This window comes from Streptomyces sp. NPDC088116 (assembly GCF_044741745.1).
Classification (GTDB): Bacteria; Actinomycetota; Actinomycetes; order Streptomycetales; family Streptomycetaceae; genus Streptomyces.
On the sequence record NZ_JBIUTF010000006.1, the window covers coordinates 398792 to 418461 of the forward strand.

Here is a 19670-nt window from a genome sequence, read left to right on the forward strand (position 1 = left end):
TCAGGGCAGCTCGGTCAGGCCCGGCTCGGGGGCGTTGACCAGGACCGCGGTATTGCCGGACGGGTGGCGGTTCTCGTGCACGAGTTGGTGGGCGGCGCCGATCTCCCCGAACGGCACGGTCAGGCTCAGGCACGGGTCGATACGGCCGGCGCCCACCAGGTCGACGACCGCGCGCGTCTGCCGGACGTTCGCCGCGTGCGAGCCCTGGAGCCGTTTCTGGAACATCCACAGGAAGCGCAGGTCGATGTCCCCGTTGTAGCCGCTCGTTCCGGCGCAGGTCACCACCATCCCCGCGTTGTCACAGACGTACACGGACGTGGCGAGGGTGTCCCGGCCGGGGTGCTCCAGCACGATGCGCGGTGAGCGCCGCTCGCCGAGGGTCTCCCAGATCTGTCTGCCGAAGGCGCGCGCGCCCTGGAGCCAGGACTGGAACGCCGCGGTGTCCTCGGCGTCCGGCAGCCGGCCCCAATGGTCGAATCGGCGCCGGTTGACGACCCCGCGGGCGCCGAGCCGCAGGCAGTGGTCGGTCTTGGCGTCGTCGGACACGACCGCGACGGGAATTCCGCCGAAGTGGTGCACCAGCTGGATCGCCATGGACCCCAGGCCGCCCGACCCGCCCCAGACCAGCACGGGGTCTCCCGGCTGGACGGTGTGCGGCGGCCAGCCGAACAGCTGGCGGTACGAGGTGGAGCCGCCGCCGAGGAAACAGCCGGCTTCCTCCCAGGTCAACCGGGCGGGTTTGGGGTGGCACTGGTATTCGTCGACCACCGTGAACTGGGCGAACGAGCCGAAGTTGAGCTCGTAGCCCCAGGCGCGCTGGGATGTGGAGGCCGTCGGGTCGACACCCATGCGGATATCGGTGGCCGACTCGTCCCAGCGCACGCCTCCCACGATCACGTGGTCGCCGACGCCGAGCCCGTGCACACCCTCGCCGACCGCCCAGACGACACCGGAGCCCTCGGAGCCGGCGATGTGGAAATCGTGCGGGTCCCCCTGTTTGAGCCGGGCGGCGATGACATCGGCGGGTGTGCCGCGGGCCGCCCACACTCCGTTGTAGTTGACGCCGGCGGCCATCACCATGAGCAGGACCTGGCCCCGGCCCACGGCCGGTACTTCGACCGGTTCGATCCGTATCGCGTCGGCGGGCTGCCCGTAGCGGTCGCGCCGGATGAGCGCCGCGTACATGTAGCGGGGCACCTCCCCCAGTGGGGGGATCTCGCCCGGCTCGTAGATTTCCCTCGCCATCAGGCGTCCTCTTCTCCGTGGTGGTGCTTTTCTCCGTGGTGGTGGCGCAGGCGGTCGGTGACGATCCGGCCGATCGCGGCGAGGGGTTGCGGCAGCATCATCTCCTCGTGCGCGCAGGGCACCGCGTGGCCGTGTACGGGCCCTTCGACGAAGGGCCGCCATCGTTCGGTACCGTCCGGGCCGCCGGGGCCGCCGGGCCGCGCCGCGATCAGGACCAGATCGCCGCGGAAGACCTCGGGGACGAACGCGTCCCGCATCCGGACGTTGTCACGGAACGTCCGCACGACGGTGCCGACGTTCTCGGCCAGCACATCGAGCAGCGGGTCGCCCTGGGCGTGCAGAGCGCGGGCCGCCGACTCCTCGGTCACCGCCTCCCCCTGGTCGCCGTAGCCGGCGTTCGCCGCCTCCAGCAGCGCCTTCATGAGGTCGGCTTCCTCGCCCGCGCCGCCGCCCTCGCGATCCCCCGCCTCCTTCTGTGCGAACGGTTCCTTCCCTTCGACCGGATAGGAGTCGAGGACCGCCAGCAGGCCGACCTCGTCACCGCTCGCCTGAAGGCGGGTGGCCACCGCGTGGGCGACGAGTCCGCCGAAGGACCAGCCGAGAAGGTGGTAGGGCCCGGTGGGCCGCACACTCCTGATCCGCGCCACGAAGTCCGCGGCGATCTCCTCGATGCCGCCGGGACGGTAGCCGGGGGTGCTGAACGCGCGCGCCTGGAGCCCGTAGACCGGGTGGGCGTGGGGCAGGTGAGGCAGCAGTCCGGTGTAGCGCCAGCTCAGTCCGCCACCGGCGTGGAAGCAGAAGACCGGCGCCGCGTCCCCCACGGGCCGCAGGGGCATCAGGACCTCCAGGCCGCTGTGCTCGTCGGGGCCGATGCCCGACTCCAGGTACGCGGAGAGCCCGGCGACGGTCGGGGCCGCGAACAGGGCCTTGATGCTCAGCTGCGAGCCGAGGGTGGTCCGGATGCGGCTGAGGAGGGCAGCGGCGGACAGGGAATTGCCACCCGTGTGGAAGAAGTTGTCGTCGATGCCGGTCTCGGCGACGCCGAGGGCGTCGGAGAACAGCTCGCACAGGATCTCCTCCTGGGGCGTGCGGGCCCGGCGTACCTGCCGCGTCCCGTACACGGGAGCGGGCAGGGCGGAGCGGTCGAGTTTGGTGTTCTCGGTCAGCGGCAGCGCGTCGACCACGACCAGCGCGGAGGGCACCATGAAGTCCGGCAGCAGGCCGGCGAGGTGGTCGCGCAGCGCGTCGGGGTCCGGCCTCGGCCCTTCGGCGTCCGGGACCACATAGCCCACCAGGCGCTTGTCCCCGGGCCGGTCCTCACGTACCAGGGCGACGGCCTGCCCGATACCGGCGCAGTCGGTCAACGCGCCTTCCACTTCTCGTAGTTCGACCCGGAAGCCGCGCAGCTTCACCTGCTCGTCGGCGCGGCCCGCGAACTCCATGAGGCCGTCCGGGAGCCGGCGGACCAGGTCACCGGTGCGGTACATCCGGGTGCCGGGTGGCCCGAAGAGGTCGGCGACGAAGCGTTCGCCGGTCATGGCCGGGTTGTTCTCATAACCGCGTGAGACCCCCGAGCCCGCCAGGTAGAGCTCACCGACGACTCCGACGGGGACCGGTTCGAGGCCGGGGCTGAGCACATAGGTCCGGGTTGCGTCCAGTGCCCCGCCGATGGGGACGCTGGAGGGCACGGGGTCGCCGGCGCGCAGGGAGTGGCGGGTGGAGAACACGGTCGTCTCCGTCGGTCCGTACCCGGCGGTGACCACGGTGCGGGGGCAGGCGGCAAGGGCCCGGCGGACGGCGTCCGCCGGCACCACGTCCCCGCCGGTGCGCACTTCCCGCAGGCCCGCGAAGCACTCCGGGTGTTCCTCCGCGAGCAGCCGGAACAGGCCGCCCGAGGCCCACAGTCCGGTGATCCGCTCTTCGACGACCATCTTGGCGAGAGCGTCGAGGTCGAGTCTGCCGGGCGGCGCGACGACGATCTCGCCGTGGTGCAGCAGCGGGACCCACCATTCGAGGGTGGAGGCGTCCCAGGCGTGCGGGGAGTGGAAGAGCACCCGCTGCTCCGCATCGAGCCGCCACCACCGGTCGGCCGCGAGTTCCACCACGTTGCGGTGGCTGACCGCCACGCCCTTGGGCTTTCCGGTGGAACCGGACGTGTAGATGACGTAGGCCAGTTGGTCGGGCAGCACATCCACGTCGGGGGTGGTGCCGGGCAGGCCGGACAGCCGCGGGTCGCCGTCCACCGCGACGACGTCGACGTGGCCGGACAGCTCCGCCGACCACCGGTCGGCGCCCGCCTCGTCCGTGAGCAGTACGGGCGCGCCGGTCTCGGTGAGCAGCAGCCGCACCCGGTCCGGTGGGTAGGCCGGTTCCAGCGGTACGTAGACCCCGCCGGCCTTGAGGACGGCGAGGACCGAGACGATCAGGTCGGGTGAGCGGTCGAGCAGCACGGCGACCCGGGTCTCCCGGCGCACGCCGAGGGCGACCAGGAGGTGCGCCAGCCGGCCGGCCTCTTCGTCCAGTTCACGGTAGGAGAGCCGGCGGTCGCCGTGGCGCACGGCGGTGTCCTCGGGCCCCCGCGCCACGGCCTCGCCGATGCCGCGGGTGATCGTGGCGGGCGCGAACGGCACGGTGAGTGCCGCACCGTGCCATCCGTCCAGCAGCTGCCGCCGTTCGGCGGGCTCCAGCAGGTCCACGCGGCCGACCGGCAGGTCCGGGTCGGCGGTGGTCCGCTCCAGGACGCGTACCAGCCGGTCGAGCATGGTCTGTACGGTGTCGTGGTCGAAGAGGTCGTGCCGGTACTCCAGGCGCAGTCGCAGGCCGGCCGGGCCGGTGGTGGCGATGAGGGCCAGCGGGTAGTGGGCGGCGGCGCGTCCCTCCGAGGCCACGACCCTCAGTCCGGTCGCCGGGCTGTCCCCGGAGGCCGCCACCGGGAAGTTCTCGTACACCACGAGCGAGTCGAAGAGTTCGGCCACTCCGGCTAGTTGCTGGATACGGGACAGGCCGAGCTGGTGGTGGTCGCTGAGGGCGGCCTGCTCCTCCTGGACCCGGGCCACGGTGTGGCGCCAGCTCTCGGCCGGGTCGAGACGTACCCGTACCGGCAGGGTGTTGATGAACAGGCCGACCATGGTCTCGATGCCGGGGATCTCGGGGGGCCTGCCGGACACGGTGGTGCCGAACACCACGTCGTCGCGGCCGAGCATGCGGCCGGTCAGGACCGCCCACGCGCAGTGCAGCAGGGTGCTGAGGGTGACGGCGGACGTGGCCGCCTGGTCCTGTAGCGCGGCCGTGAGCGGTTCGGGCAGGACGCGGTCGGCCACCAGGGGCAGTTCGGTCGGGGCGCCGGAGCCGGCGGGGGCCAGCAGGGTGGGTTCGCTCGCCCCGGACAGGGCGCGGCGCCAGGCTTCCTCGGTGGCCCGCCCGTCCTGGCGGGCGAGCCAGGTCAGATACTCCCGGTAGGGCACCACCGGGGGCAGGGCCGCGCCGTCGCCGGGCCGGTGGTAGAGCGCCACGAGGTCGCGCAGGAACAGCGGTACCGACCAGCCGTCCAGCAGGAGGTGGTGTTTGACCACCAGCAGACGGTGCCGGTCCTCGGCCAGTCGTAGAAGGGTGAATCGCAGCAGCGGCGGCCTGGCGAGGTCGAAGCGGTGGCCGCGGGCCCGGTCGGTGAGCCGGGACAGCTCGGAGGTCCGGGCCGGCTCGTCCAGCCCGGTGAGATCGATCTCCTCCCAGGGGAGCGGGAGTTGACGGGGAATCACCTGGACGGCGGGTCCGGTGGCGCGGTGCTGGAAGTGGGCCCGCAGGTTGGCATGGCGCTCCAGCAGGCGCTGCCCGGCCGTCCTGAGCGCTTCGGAGTCCAGCGGGCCTTCCAGGTCGAGCGTCATCTGCATGGTGTAGACGTCGGGGCCGTCGTCGGCGTAGAAGGCGTGGAAGAACAGCCCTTCCTGGAGCGGGGAGAGCGGGAGTACGTCCTCCAGGCCGCCGGGCGCCGCCTCCCAGGCGTCGATCTCCTCCTGCGTGACCTGGACCAGGGGCAGGTCGGCGGGGACGAGGCCGCCGGGCCGTGCGCGCTCGGCGAGGCCGGCCAGTGCGCGCAGCGCCCGCGACCAGGTGTCGACGAGGTCGCGGATCTCGTCGTGGGTGAAGAGCGCCCCGGGCCAGGAGCAGGTGAGGGTCAGCCGTGGCCCGTCGGGCCGGTCACGGGTGATGGCGCTGACCTCCAGCGCGTGGGCGAACGGCATGGCCCCGTCGGACGTCGCGAGGTGCACACCGGCGTCCGCGGTGGGCGACCAGTCCGTGTCGTCGTCCGGCGCCGGACCGCTCCCGTTGACGCGGCCCAGGTAGTTGAACCCGATCTGCGGCGCGGGCAGGGAGGCCAGTAGGCCGGCGGTGTCCGGGTTGAGGTAGCGCAGCAGGCCGAACCCCAGGCCGTTGTCGGGCAGTTCCCGCATGCGGCTCTTGACCCGCTTCAGCGCGGCGGCGAGCGCCGGTCCGTCGGCGAACTCGTCGTCGGTCCCGGCCGGTCCCGCGTCGACGCGGAGGGGGAAGAGGCTGGTGAACCAGCCGACGGTACGGGTCAGGTCCACCTCTTCGGTGATCTCCTCGCGCCCGTGCCCCTCCACGTCGAGCAGGACGTCCGGTCCCGAGCCCCAGCCGTGCCGTTCACGCCAGCGGGCGACGGCGAGGGCGAGGGCGGTCAGCAGCCCCTCGTTCATCCGGGCGTGGAATGTCCCCGCGACGGTGTCGAGCAGCGCCCCGGTCAGTTCGGCGGGGAGTGTCACCGTCAGGTGCTCGGCGGTTTCGGCCGTGTCCCGTGCGGCGTCACGGGGTCCGGCGCCCAGCCGCGGGTCGGTACCGGTGAGCATGTCCGTCCACAGGTCCAGCTCGGCGGCCCGCTCCGGGTCCTGGCCCTCGGCGAGCAGCAGTCGCGCCCATCGGCGCAACGACGTGCCGACGGGGGCGAGCCGCGGTGCCTCGCCCGCGACGGCCGACTGCCAGGCGGCCATCAGGTCGGGTACCAGGACGCGCCAGGAGACTCCGTCCACGACGAGGTGGTGGACGATCAGGAGCAGCCGGCCCGGCCGCCGCGGCCCCGCGTCGAACCAGACGGCCCGCAGCATCACCCCGCTCGCCGGGTCCAGCAGCAGCCGGGCGGCCTCGCCGTGCTCCGTCACCAGTTCGGCCAGGCCGGAGGCGGTGAGACCGGACGCCTCCACCCGGGTGACGAGGTCCTGGGCCCGTACCGCACCACGCGGCTGTACCTTCAGCCCCCAGCTGACACCGGTGACGGAACCGACCAGGGTGCTGCGCAGCGCGTCGTGGTGGTCCAGAAGGCTCTGCAGCGCCGTGGTCAGCGGCTCCTGTCCCGGTGCGGACGGTGCTGCTTCGCCAACACGCCCCAGCGGCGGGACACGTAGCAGTACCGACTGGTTGAGGGTGTGGAAGGGACCGCGCCGCTGGGCCAGCCAGCGGACGATCGGCGTCGGCGGCACGGTGCCGACGCCGTCGTCGTCGCGGTCGGCCCGCGCGGGGCCCATCTCCTGGACGGCCGTCGCCAGCTCGGCCACCGTCTGGTGCCTGAACAGGTCCCTGGGGGTGACGGCCAGGCCGGCCCGGCGGGCCCGGCTCGCCACCTGGAGGGCGGAGATGCTGTCTCCGCCCAGGAGGAAGAAGTTGTCGTCGGGGCCGACGCCGGGCAGGCCGAGCACATCGGCGACCACCTCGCACAGCAGGTCCTCGCGGCGGGTGCCTCGACGACGGCCGCCGTGGCCGGCGGGAGCGGCCGGTGCCACCGGAGCCGCCGGGGCCGGCAGCGCCGCGTGGTCCACCTTCCCGTTGACGGTCAGCGGGATGCGGTCGAGCACGACGAACGCCGAGGGCACCAGGTGGTCCGGCAGCAGGCCGGCCAGGCGCGCCCTGACCGCGGCCGGGTCCGGGCCGGCGGCGCCGGGGGCCGGGACGAGGTGGGCGACCAGGCGCTTGTGGCCGGGCGTGTCCTCCCGTACGGCCACGACGGCCTGCCCCACCCCGGGGCAGGATTCCAGCGCGTGCCGCACCTCGCCCGTTTCGATGCGGAAGCCGCGGATCTTCACCTGTCCGTCGGCGCGGCCCACGAACTCCAACTGGCCGTCGGGGCGCCACCGCACCAGGTCGCCGGTGCGGTACATCCGGCTTCCGGCGGGGCCGAAGGGGTCGGGGACGAAGCGCTGCCCGGTGAGCGCGGGGCGCCGCAAGTACCCGCGTGCCACGCCGATACCGGACACGTACAGCTCGCCGGGCACACCGGCGGGCACGGGATGGAGCCGGTCGTCGAGGACGTAGGTGCGCAGGTTGGGCAGCGGGGCGCCGATCGGCGGCACTCCGTCCTCGGCGGGGAGCGGGCCCGCCATCGTGCAGGAGACGGTCGTCTCCGTGGGACCGTACGCGTTGAACATGCGGCGGCCGACTGCCCACTTGGGCACCAGACCGGCCTGTGGGGCCTCGCCGGCGATGACCAGGTTGCGCACGGTCGGCAGGCTCCCGGCGGGCAGTTGGGCCAGGATGGCGGGCGGGAGGGTCGCGTGCGTGACCCCGTGCCGGCGGATCAGCTCGGGGAGTTCGTCCGCCTGGGTCAGCATGTCGGCCGGGCCCAGCACCAGGGCGGCTCCGGCGCTCAGCGGTGTGCAGATCTCGGACAGCGCGGCGTCGAAGCTCAGGGAGGCGAACTGCAACGCGCGGCTGCCCGGACCCATTCCGTAGCGGCCGGTCCGCGCCGCCACCAGGTTGGGGATGCTGCGGTGCTCCACCACCACGCCCTTGGGCCGCCCGGTGGATCCCGAGGTGTAGATGACGTAGGCCGGGGTGCGGCCGGTGAGCGGGGCGGCGCGGTCCGTGTCGCTCACGTCCGTGGCGGGCAGGCCCGCCAGTTCGTCCAGCACGGCGGGGTCGTCCAGCACGATCCGGTCACCGGTGGTGTGCGCCGGGAGGACGTCACCGGCCGCCCCGGTGGTCACGACGAGCGCCGGGCGCGCGTCCTGAAGCATGTACGCGATCCGGTCGGGCGGATACGTGCTGTCCACCGGCAGGTAGGCGGCGCCGGACTTCAGGGTGGCGAGGACGGCGACGACCATGTCCACGGAGCGCGGGACCATCAGCGCGACGACGCACTCCGGCCGGGCGCCGCGCGCGATGAGCCACCGGGCGAGTCTGTTGGCGCGCGCGTTCAACTCCGCGTAGGAGACGGTGACGTCCCCGCTCACCACGGCCGGGGCGTGCGGGGTACGCGCCACCTGGGCCTCGAACATCCCCGGTACGAGCGTGCCGGGAAGCGGTCCACCGGTCTCGTTCCAGCCGTGCAGCAACTGCCGGCGCTCGTCCGGATCGAGGATCTCGATATCGCCGATCGGCAGGCCGGGGTCGGCGGCCACGGCGTGCAGCAACCGCACGAACCGCGCCGCCAGCGCCTGCGCCGTCGACCGGTCGAACAGTTCCTCGGCATAGCTGAGGGATCCGGTCATGCCACCCGCCGCCGCGCCGTCGAACGGCTGCTCCACCAGCCGGAACGACAGGTCGAACTTGGCCCGCCCCGGCTCTTCCCGGCGCGGTTCGCCGTCCGGGCTCCCATCCGCGCGCAGACCGGGCAGGGCGTTGTCGGAAGCGGCGAAGTTGTCCAGTACGAGCATCACCTGGAACAGCGGATGACGCGCCGGGGACCGGGTCGGGCCGATGGCGTCGACCAGGCGCTCGAAGGGCACGTCCTGGTGTGCGTAGGCCGCCACATCCGTGTCCCGCACCCGGTCCAGCAGTTGGGCGAACGTCGGGGCGCCCGAGGTGTCGGTACGCAGCACCAGCGTCGCGACGAAGAAGCCGATAAGTCCGTCGAGCGCCTCGTCGTCGCGCCCGGCCAGCGCGGTTCCGACGGGGATGTCCGATCCCGCGCCGGAGCGGGACAGCAGGGCGGCGAGCGCGGCGTGCAGCACCATGAACGCCGTCGCCCCGTGCGCGCGGGCCAGTGCGAGCAGTGCCCGGTGGAGCCGTGGCTCCAGTGCGAAGGGCACCACACCGCCCCGGTGGCTGGGCTCCGGGGGGCGGGGCCGGTCGGTGGGCAGGGTCAGCTCTTCCGGCAGTCCCGCGAGGGTTTCCCTCCAGTAGCCGAGCCGGCGGGACAGCTCGCTGCCGGGGTCGCTGTCGTCGCCGAGGTGTGCGCGCTGCCAGAGCGTGTAGTCCGCGTACTGGACGGGCAGCGGCTTCCACCGGGGGGCGTCACCGGTGCGGCGGGCCTCGTAGGCCAGGGACAGATCGCGCAGCAGCGGCCGCAGGGATCCGGCGTCGGCGGCGATGTGGTGCAGTACGAGTACGAGAACGCAGGTGTCCGGGCCGGTGACCAGCAGTGTGGCCCGTAGCGGCGTCTGGCTCGCCAGGTCGAACTCGTGGGCGCGCGCGGCGAGTACCGCTCGTTCGACGCCGGAGGGACCGGTCTCGACGACCGTCAGCCGTGTGCGTACCGCTTCGGGGGCGAGCACCACCTGGCAGGGTTCGCCGTCGCGTTCGGGGAAGACGGTCCGCAGGCTCTCGTGCCGGGCCACCACATCGGCGAGTGCGGCCCGCATGGCGTCGCGGTCCACGGCGCCACGCAGTCTGATCACCAGGGGGATGGTGTACAGCGGGCCGGGGCCGGCGAGCCGGCTCAGCGCCCAGAGGCGGCGCTGCGCGTACGACAGGGGCAGCCGGGCCGGCCGGGGCCGGGGCCCCAGGGGTTCGCGGGCCCGGTCCGCCTGTCCGACGCGGGCCGCCAGTTGGGCAACGGCGGGGGCTTCGAAGACGGCGCGTACCGGCACGTCCACGCCGAGTGCCGCCCGGATGCGGGACACCAGTCTGGTGGCCAGCAGCGAGTGCCCGCCGAGGTCGAAGAATCCGTCGTCGATGCCGACCGTGTCGAGGCCGAGGATGTCGGCGTACAGGTCGCGCAGGATCCGCTCGCCGGGGGTGCGGGGAGCCCGGCCGGCCGGGCGCGGGCCCAGAGTCCGGGGAAGCGCCTCGCGGTCCACCTTCCCGTTCGGTGTCAGCGGAAGTGCGTCCAGTGTCAGCACTGCCGACGGCACCATGTATTCGGGCAGCCGCGTGGTGAGCAACTCCCGTAGCGCGCGGGGGTCGTCGCCGCCCCCCACCACATGGCCGACCAGGTACGGAAGGCCGTCCGGGGCCGCCCGCACGCACGCCACGGCATCCGTCACCCCGGGAAGGTCACGCAGCCGCGCCTCCACCTCGCCCAGCTCGACCCGGTGGCCGCGGATCTTGACCTGGTTGTCGGAGCGGCCGAGGAACTCCAGGTCGCCCGCCGCCGTCCACCGCACCAGGTCACCGGTGCGGTACATGCGCGTGCCCGCGGGACCGAACGGATCGGCGACGAAGCGCTCGGCGGTCAGCGCCGGCCGGCCCAGGTATCCGCGGGCCACGCCGTCGCCCGCGACGCACAGCTCGCCGGGGACCGAGTCGGGAACCGGGCGCAGGGCCGCGTCCAGCACGTACACCCGGGTGTTGGCCAGCGGCCTGCCGATCGGCACCGGCCGCTCGCCCGTGACCGGGGCGGCGCTCGACCAGATGGTGGTCTCCGTGGGTCCGTACATGTTCCGTACCGACGCGGCCAGGCCGGAGAGTTCGGTGGCGAGCGCGGCGTCCAGGGACTCGCCGCCGACCAGTACGCGCAGGCCCCGTACGGCCTGCGGGTCCGCCTCCAGCAGGGCCCGCCACAGGCTCGGCGTCGCCTGCATCAGCGTGATGTCCCATTCGCGCAGTTCGCGGCCCAGGCTCACCGGGTCGCGTACGACGTCCCGTTCGGCCACCACCACGGTGGCGCCCGAGACCAGCGGCGCGAACACCTCCAGCAGCGCGATGTCGAACCCGAAGGTCGTCACCGCCAGCCAGCGGTCCCCGGTGGTGAGCGCGACGAGCGGTTCCATCGCGTGCAGGAAGTTCCGCAGCGCGCGGTGCGGGACGACCACTCCCTTGGGGCGTCCCGTCGAGCCCGATGTGTAGAGCACGTACGCCGGATGCTCGGGCGAGGTCGTGACCGGCTGGAACGGTTCGGTGGCGGGCTCGACGCCGTCGAGCAGCACGAGCGGCGCGGTGAGGCCGGCGGGCAGGTCGGGCAGTGCCTGCCCGGTCGTCAGGATCACGGCGGGCGCCGCGTCCCGCAGGACGTATGCGATCCGTTCGGCCGGGAAGTCCATGTCGACCGGCAGGAACGCCGCGCCCGCCTTGCCCGCGGCCAGCATCCCGACGACGGACTCCACCGACCGGGCCGACGCCAGCGCGACGACGGACTCGGGTCCCACACCCATCCTGGCCAGCTCGGCGGCGACCGCGTCGGCCCGCGCCCGGAGTCCGGCGTAGGTCAGGGTCACGCCCCCGCACGACACCGCGGTCGCGTCGGGTACCCGGGCGGCCTGTGCGTCGAACAGCTCCGGCACCAGCGCCGGGGGAAGTGCGCGCGCGGTGTCGTTGCGCTCGCGCAGCAGCAGGTCACGTTCGGCCGGGTCCAGGATCTCCAGGTCCGTGATGCGCGAGTCCGGAGCGGCCTGCGCCGCACGCAACACCCGTTCCAGCCGGGCCACGAGGCCGGTCACAGTGGACCGGTCGAACAGCTCGGCCGAGTAGTCGACGGCGCCCTCGATGCCGTCGGGCTCCCCGTCCGGGGTGTACAGCTCGCCCAGTCCGAAGGACAGGTCGAAGCGGGCGTACGGGGTGTCCCCCTCCTCGACGGCGACATCGAGACCCGGCAGCCGCGGTGGCGTACCACCGCTGTTCTGCACGGTCAGCGTCACCTGGAACAGCGGGTGGCGGGTGAGTGAGCGCTGCGGGTTCAGCTCCTCAACCAGCCGCTCGAACGGCAGGTCCTGGTGCTCGTAGGCCGCGAGGTCGCACTCCCGGACCCGGGCCAGCAGTTCGCGGAAGGTCGGGGCGCCCGAGGTGTCGGTACGCAGCACGAGGGTGTTGAGGAAGAAGCCGACCACCTCGTCCAGCGCCTCGTCGGAGCGGCCCGTGACCGGTGCGCCGATCGGGATGTCGTCGCCCGCGCCGAGTCCGTTCAGCAGGGTGGCCAGCGCCGCCTGGAGCACCATGAAGAGGCTGGTGCCGGTCTCCCGGGCGAGTGCCAGCAGGCCGCGGTGCGACTCGGCGTCGAGGCCGAACCGCAGGCGTCCTCCGCGCGCCGTCCCGGCGGCCGGGCGGGGCCGGTCGGTGGGCAGGTTCAGCTCGGCGGGCAGGCCGGCCAGGGTCTGCCGCCAGTGGGCCAGCTGGCGGGCCAGTTCGCTGTCGGGGTCGTCCTCCTCGCCGAGCACCCGGCGCTGCCACAGGGTGTAGTCGGCGTAGCCCACCGGGAGCGGCGCCCATCGTGGGGCGGCTCCGGCGGCGCGCGCCGCGTACGCGGCGGTCAGATCGGCGCCGAGCACGCCCATCGACCAGGCGTCGCAGGCGATGTGGTGCACCACCACGACCAGTACGTGCTCGTGCGGCGACAGTGTGAGGAGGGTGGCGCGCACGGGGCAGTGGACCGTCAGGTCGAAGCCCTCGCCGACGCTCTCGCCCACCGCTTCTTCCAGTTCGCCCGCGTCGATGTCCCTGATCCGCAGGAGTGTCCCGGTCGCGGTGAGCGGGTCGAGGATCCGCTGACGGGGTTCCCCCTCGGTCTCGGGGATGACGGTGCGCAGGCTCTCGTGGCGTGCGACGACATCGGCGAGCGCCGCGCGCAGCGCCGCCGGGTCCAGTGGTCCGCGCATCCGCAGCCGCAGCGGGACGTTGTAGAGCGGACCGGCCGGGTCGAGCCGGTTGATGAACCACAGGCGTCGCTGCGCGTAGGACAGCGGGAGGGGGTCGGGCCGGTGTGCCGCGACCAGCGCGGGCCGGGATCCCGTCCCTGCGCCGCGCACCACCTCCGCGAGGCCGGCGACGGTGGGCGTCTCGAAGAGGGTGCGGATACCGAGCTGGGCCCCGAAGGCCGTACGGATACGGCTGAGCAGACGGATGGCCAGCAGGGAGTGGCCGCCCTGCTCGAAGAAGCTGTCGTGGAGAGCGATGTCGCTGCCGAGGAGATCGGCGAACAGGCCGCGCAGGATCTCCTCGTGCGGGGTGCGCGGCGCAGCGGTGTGTTCCGCGGCGGCCTGTCGCGGCGCCGGGAGCGCCGCGCGGTCCAGCTTGCGGTGGGCCGTCAGCGGCAGGGCGTCCAGGATCACCACCGCGGCGGGCACCATGTGATCGGGCAGGCTCTCGGCCGCGAGGGCGCGCAGTTCGTCCGGGACGGGGGCCAGGCCGCCTTCCCCGTCCGGCACCACATACGCGACCAGGCGCTTGTCGCCGGGACGGTCCTCACGCACGGTGACAGCGACGCGGCCGACCCGGGGGTGCCCGGCGAGCACCGACTCGATCTCACCGGGTTCGATGCGAAAACCGCGGACCTTGACCTGGTCGTCGGCCCGGCCGACGAACTCCAGGTCGCCGTCGGCGCGTCGGCGCGCCAGGTCCCCCGTGCGGTACATCCGTGTCCCGGGACCGCCGTGGGGACTGGCCACGAAACGCTCGGCGCTGAGCGCGGGGCGGCCCAGGTAGCCGCGGGCGAGCTGCGGTCCGGTGAGATACAACTCGCCCGTGACGCCCACCGGCACCGGCTCCAGGCGGCCGTCCAGCACATATGCCCCGGCCTCGCCCTGCGGCCGGCCGATGGGGACACGGACCCCGGACAGCTCGTCGCCCGGCTCGATCCGGTATTCGGTGCAGTTGACGGTCGCCTCGGTCGGACCGTACGCGTTGAAGACCGTCGCCGCGGGGTGTGCGAGGCGCCAGGATGCCAAGTCCCGGCTCAGCAACGGCTCGCCGCCGACGACCAGTTCGGCCGAGGGCGAGTACCCGTCGGGCAGTTCGGCCAGCAGCGGCAGATGGCTGGGGGTGACCTTCATGAACGAGGCGAACCCCGGCGGCGGCGCCACGTCTCCCGTCGCGCCGGAGGTGTCGAACAGGTCGACGACCCGGACCCGGCCGCCGCTGATCAGCGGTGTGTAGAGCGCGGTGACCGTGAGGTCGAAGGTGAACGGGGAGTGCAGCGCCGCGACGCCGCCCGCGGCGGGGTGGTTCTCCCTCGCCCAGCGCAGGTACGAGGACAGCGACCGGTGTTCCACCACCACCCCCTTGGGCCTTCCGGTGGACCCGGAGGTGTAGATCACGTAGACCGGGTGCCGGGACGACAGCGCGACCGGCCGGTCGGCGTCGGCGAGGTCGGCAGCGGACCGCGCGGCCAGGTCGTCCACGGTGGCGGCCGCGTCCAGGGTGATCAGCCGCGCGCCCGTGGGGAGCGAGGGCCCGGCGGCGCCTGTCGTGACGACCAGCACCGGGCGGGCGTCGTCGAGCAGGGCCGCGACGCGGTCGGCGGGGAGCCCGGGATCCAGGGGGAGGTAGGCGGCGCCGGACTTCATCACCGCCAGCAGGGTGATCACCGTCCGGGCGGAAGGCGGCAGTGCCACGGCCACCGTCCGCTCCGGCCGGGCCCCCTGGGCGATCAGGAGCCGGGCGAGCCGGTTGGCGCGCGCGTTGACCTCGGCGTAGGTGAGGGCGTTGCCCTGGTGTTCCACGGCCACGGCGTCCGGGGTCCGGGCCGCCTGGGCCTCGAAGAGCACCGGCACCGGCGCCGGTGACTCCGCTTCCGGCCGCCGGCCCGAGCCGCTCCACTCGGTGAGCAGCCGGTCACGTTCGCCCGGTGCGAGCAGGTCGAGGCGGCTGAGGGGGCGGCCCGGGTCGGCCACCACCGCGCGCAGCAGCCGCACCCAGCGTTCCATCAGCAGTTCGACGGCCTCATGGCTGAAGAGCCCGGCGTTGTACTGGGCCATGCCCGTGATGCCCGCGGGTCCCCCGCCGGGGCCGCGCCGCTCCTGGAGGTTGAGCAGCAGATCCAGCTTGACCACCTCGGCGTCCAGCGGCTCGGCGCTGACCGTCAGTCCGGGCAGGGACAGGCCTGTGTCGGGGCCGTTCAGCAAGGTGAGGGAGACCTGGAAGAGCGGGTTGAGCCCCGGGACACGGCGTGGGTTGAGCACCTCGACCAGCCGCTCGAACGGCAGGTCCTGGTGGCCGTAGGCGGCGAGGTCCGTGGCGCGCACCCGGTCGAGCAGTTCCCGGAAGTCGGGGTCGCCGCCGGTGTCCGTGCGCAGCACGAGCGTGTTGAGGAAGAGCCCCACGAGGTTCTCGGTCTCGGCGTCGGTGCGCCCGGCGACGGGCGTGCCGATGGGGATGTCGTCGCCGGCGCCCAGCCGGGACAGCAACGCGGCGAGGCCCGCCTGGAGGGTCATGAACACCGTCGCCCCGCGAGCGCGGGCGAGCGCCGCCAGAGCGCGGTGCAGGTCAGCGTCGAGGGTGAAGCGCACACTGCGGCCGGGCACACCGTCCGAACCGCGCCGGGCGCGGTCCGCGTTCAGCTCCAGGCTCTCCGGCAGGTCGCGCAGTTCCTCGGTCCAGAAGGCGAGTTGCCGGGACAGCCGGCTGTCCCGCTCGTCCTCCTCGCCCAGCAGCTCGTGCTGGTGGAGGGCGTAGTCCGCGTACTGGACGGGCAGTGGCCGCCAGTCGGGCGCACGGCCCTCGCGGCGTGCCTCGTACGCCTCCCCCAGGTCTCTGGCGAGCGGTCCGACGGACCAGGCGTCGCAGACGATGTGGTGGAGCACCAGGACGAGGACGTGTTCGTCGGGGCCGAGCGCGATCAGGCGGGCGCGCAGCGGAAGTCCGGTCGTGAGGTCGAAGCCCCTGTCGGTCACCTCGGCGAGCACGCGGCCGAGTCCGTCCTCGCCGGTCTCGACCACCTCCAGCGGCGGCGCCGCGCTCGACGCGTCCCGGATCTCCTGCCGTGGCACCCCGTTGTCCTCGGGGAACGTGGTGCGCAGCGCCTCGTGGCGGGCGACCACGTCGGCGAGGGCGGCGCGCAGCGCCGCGCGGTCGAGGGCGCCGCGCAGTCGTACCGCGACCGGGATGTTGTACGCGTTGGCCTGTCCGCCGAGCCTGTTGAGGAACCACATCCGGCGCTGGGCGAAGGACAACGGCAGCACCGCGGGGCGCGCCATCGGGGTCAGGGGTGGCCGCGTGGTCCCCTCCGTCCGCTGGATACGTCCGGCCAGGGCCGCCACCGACGGCGCCTCGAACAGGGCGGAGACCGGCAGTGCCACACCGAGGGTCGAGCGGATGCGGCTGACCAGCCGGGTGGCGGTGAGCGAGTGTCCGCCCAGGGCGAAGAAGCTCTCGTCGATGCCGACCTCGGCGAGGCCGAGCACCTCGCCGAACAGTCCGCACAGAGCCTCCTCGCGCGGATCGCGCGGGCCGCGCGCCTCTCGTGCGCCGGTGGCCTGCGGCGCCGGCAGCGCGGCGCGGTCCGGTGCGCCCGTCGGCAGCAGCGCCAGTGCCTCCGTCACGACGAGGGTGTCGGGGACCAGGTGGGCGGGCAGCACGGCGGCGACGGCGCGGAGCAGGTCGCCGGTGTCGGTCCGGGCGTGGGCGCGCGGCACCACATGACCGACCAGCCGCCGGTCACCGGGGCCGAACTCATGGACGGTGACGCAGACCTGGGCGAGATCGCCGACCTCGCGCAGGGTCTCCTCGACCTCGAACAGCTCGACCCGACGGCCGCCGGCGTCCATGTGGCCGTCGGCCCGGCCGAGCAGCTCCAGCGTGCCGTCGGAGCGCCGGCGCGCCCGGTCGCCGGTGCGGAACATCCGCAGGCCGGGGGCGCCGTACGGGTCGGCGACGAACCGTTGTGCGGTGTCGCCCGGCCGTCCCGCGTAGCCGCGGGCGAGGCCGCCGCCCGCGAGGTAGAGCTCACCGGCCGTGCCCGCGGGCGCCGGCCGCAGCGCCGAGTCGAGCACATACATCCGGGTGCCGCGCGGGGGGTTGTCGATCACCGGCCGGTCGCCGTCCCGGGTCGAGGCCAGGAGCGCTCCGGCACCGGCCTCGTGGGAGCCGTAACGGCCCGTGCCGACGGCGCAGGAGTCCCGCAGGTCCCGCCACAGGGTCTCGCCGATCGGCCCGCCGACCACGACCGCGCCCGGCCGGTGACCGGCACCGTCGAGCACTCCCCCGGTGAGCAGCCGCCGGGCGTGGGTGGCGGTGATGTCGACCACGTGGATGCCGTGGGAAATGGCGTACGCGCCCAGGGACTTCGCGTCGTGGCGCGTCTCCTCGGGCACGAGGTGCAGTTCATGTCCGGCGAAGAGCCACAGCAGGGACGGCCAGAACGCCTCCGAGGACAGGGAGGCGGTGTGGGCGACCCGCATCCGGGGCTCGCCCAGGTCCGCCGACGTCGGCGCGCATGCCCCCTCCAGGTGGGCGAGGAGGCCGTGCGCCAGGGCTCCGTGCGTCACGACCACGTTCCCGGGGCCGCCCGGGGAGTCCGGGTCGTGGTGGACGTACGCCGGGTGTTCCGGCCCGGCCGGGCGGACGAGGTCGCCGGGGCGGGGGTCGGTGGCGGGGCTTCCGGCGAGAAGGCCGGCGGTGACCGTACTGTCGAGGACCGTCACGGGCACGGCGGTGCCCCACGGAGCGAAGAGCGCGGGGAACCCGGCAGCGTGGTGCCCGGCCGTGGTGAGCAGCCGCACGGGGCGGACGGCGGCGAGCAGCGCCGCTCTCTTCTCGTTCGAAGCCTCCGAAGCATCCGGGGCGCTCGAAGCATCCGAAGCGCTCGAAGCCTCCGGAGCGTCCGGGGCGAGGAGCAGGCAGGCGGCGCCCGTCTTGGCGACGGCGAGCAGGGCGACGAGGGCCCCGGCCGAGCGGGGCAGTGCGAGCGCCACGACGTCCTCGGCGCCGATGCCGTGTCCGATCAGGTGGTGGGCCAGCCGGTTGGCCCGGTCGTTGAGCGCGGCGAAGGTGGTGGTCCCGTCCCCGTGGACGACGGCGACGGCGTCCGGTGTGGCGGCCGTCATCGCCTCGAAGGCGGCGACCGGGGAACGGGCGGGGGCGGGGGGTTCCGTGCCGTCGCGCTCGCCGAGCAGCAGGCGCCGCTCGTGAGGAGCCAGGACGTCGACGGCGCCGATGGGCCGGTCCGGGGTGTGGGCGACCGCTTCGAGCAGCCGCCGCAGACGCTCCAGTACGGTCCGTGCTTCGGCGGCGCCGTAGACGTCGGGGCGGTGGTCCAGGCGCAGTTCGAGGCGGTCGCCGGAGCGGGCGGCGACCAGGCCGAGGGTGTAGTGGGTCGCGTCGTGGCCCTCCGCCGAGGTGAGCCGCACGCCGTCGACCGGCCGGTCCATGCCCTCACGTTCGACGAGGAAGTTCTCGAAGATGACGGTGGTGTCGAAGAGTTCGCCCAGCCCCGCGTCCCGCTGGATGTCGGGCAGCCCGACGTGCTGGTGGTCCATCAGCCGGGCTCCCGCCTCCTGCACCTGGGTGAGGAGGCCGGAGAGCGTCTGGCCGGGTCGCAGCCGCACCCGTACCGGGACGGTGTTGATGAACAGGCCCACCATGGTCTGTACGCCGGGCACCTCGGCCGGCCGGATGGAGGCCACCCCGCCGAACACGACGTCGTCGTGGCCGGTGAGCCGGCCCAGCAGCAGGGCCCAGGCCGACTGCACGACCGTGTTCATGGTCACCCCATGCGCGGCGGCCTGTTGACGGAGCGCCGCGCTCAGCGGCTCCGGAAGGACCTCGACGAGCCGCGCGGGCCGCACCGTGCCCGTCGTGCCCTCGGGGGCCAGCAGGGTGGGCCGCTCCAGCCCGTCGAGCGCCCGACGCCACGCGCGCGTCCCGGCCTCGTGGTCGCGTGCGGCGAGCCAGTCGAGGAAGGTGCGGTACGGGGTGACGGGCGGCAGCGCGGCGGCGTCGGCCTCGTGCTCGTACAGGGCCATGAGGTCACGCAGGAACACCGGCGCCGACCAGCCGTCCATCAGGATGTGGTGGTGGGTGACCACCAGGACGTACCGCTCGGCCGCCTCCCGGACCAGGACCAGCCGGATCAGCGGAGGCCGGTCGAGATCGAAGCGGGTGGTCCGCTCCTCTTCGCGCAGCCGGCCGAGCGCCGTCTCCCGTTCGGCTGCCGGGAGATCCGCCAGGTCCGTCTCGCGCCACGGCAGCGCGGTCTCCCGGCGGATGTACTGGACGGCCTTGCCCGATCTGGTGATCCGGAAGCCGGCCCGCAGGTGGGGGTGACGGCGCAGCAGCCCCTGCGCGGCCGTACGCAGTCGGGGGGCGTCCAGAGGTCCCCACAGGCCCACGGACAGCTGGACGGTGTACACGTCCGGCCCCTGGGTGTCGAACAGGGAGTGGAAGAGCATCCCCTCCTGCAACGAGGTCAGCGGCAGGACGTCTTCGAGTCCGGACCGGAGCCCACCAGGTCGTTCGTCGGGTATCACTCGGAGTCCTCCAGTGGGCTCACACGTCGGTCGTCACCCGGGCGGGTGCCGGGCGGGGGGTGGGGGGTGTCCTTCGGACCGTGC

2 protein-coding genes are annotated in these 19670 nt (G+C 73.7%); both read right to left on the reverse strand.

Annotated features, from left to right (window positions below):
- The gene (gene ccrA / locus ACIOJD_RS25345) at window positions 1-1245 is read right to left on the reverse strand and encodes a crotonyl-CoA carboxylase/reductase (RefSeq protein WP_401917723.1); all 1245 of its coding nucleotides are present in this window, start codon (window positions 1243-1245) and stop codon (window positions 1-3) included.
- Window positions 1245-19586 carry an amino acid adenylation domain-containing protein gene (locus ACIOJD_RS25350; protein WP_401917724.1) on the reverse strand — a complete coding sequence of 6114 codons (18342 nt, stop codon included), beginning with the start codon at window positions 19584-19586 and terminating at the stop codon, window positions 1245-1247. Before ACIOJD_RS25350 ends, ccrA begins: the two co-directional genes overlap by 1 nt.
- Window positions 19587-19670: the final 84 nt, after the last annotated feature.

Bases quoted from the DNA above. Each gene is read 5' to 3' on its own strand.
- ccrA (WP_401917723.1), bottom strand. From the start codon at position 1,245: ATGGCGAGGGAAATCTACGAGCCGGGCGAGATCCCCCCACTGGGGGAG.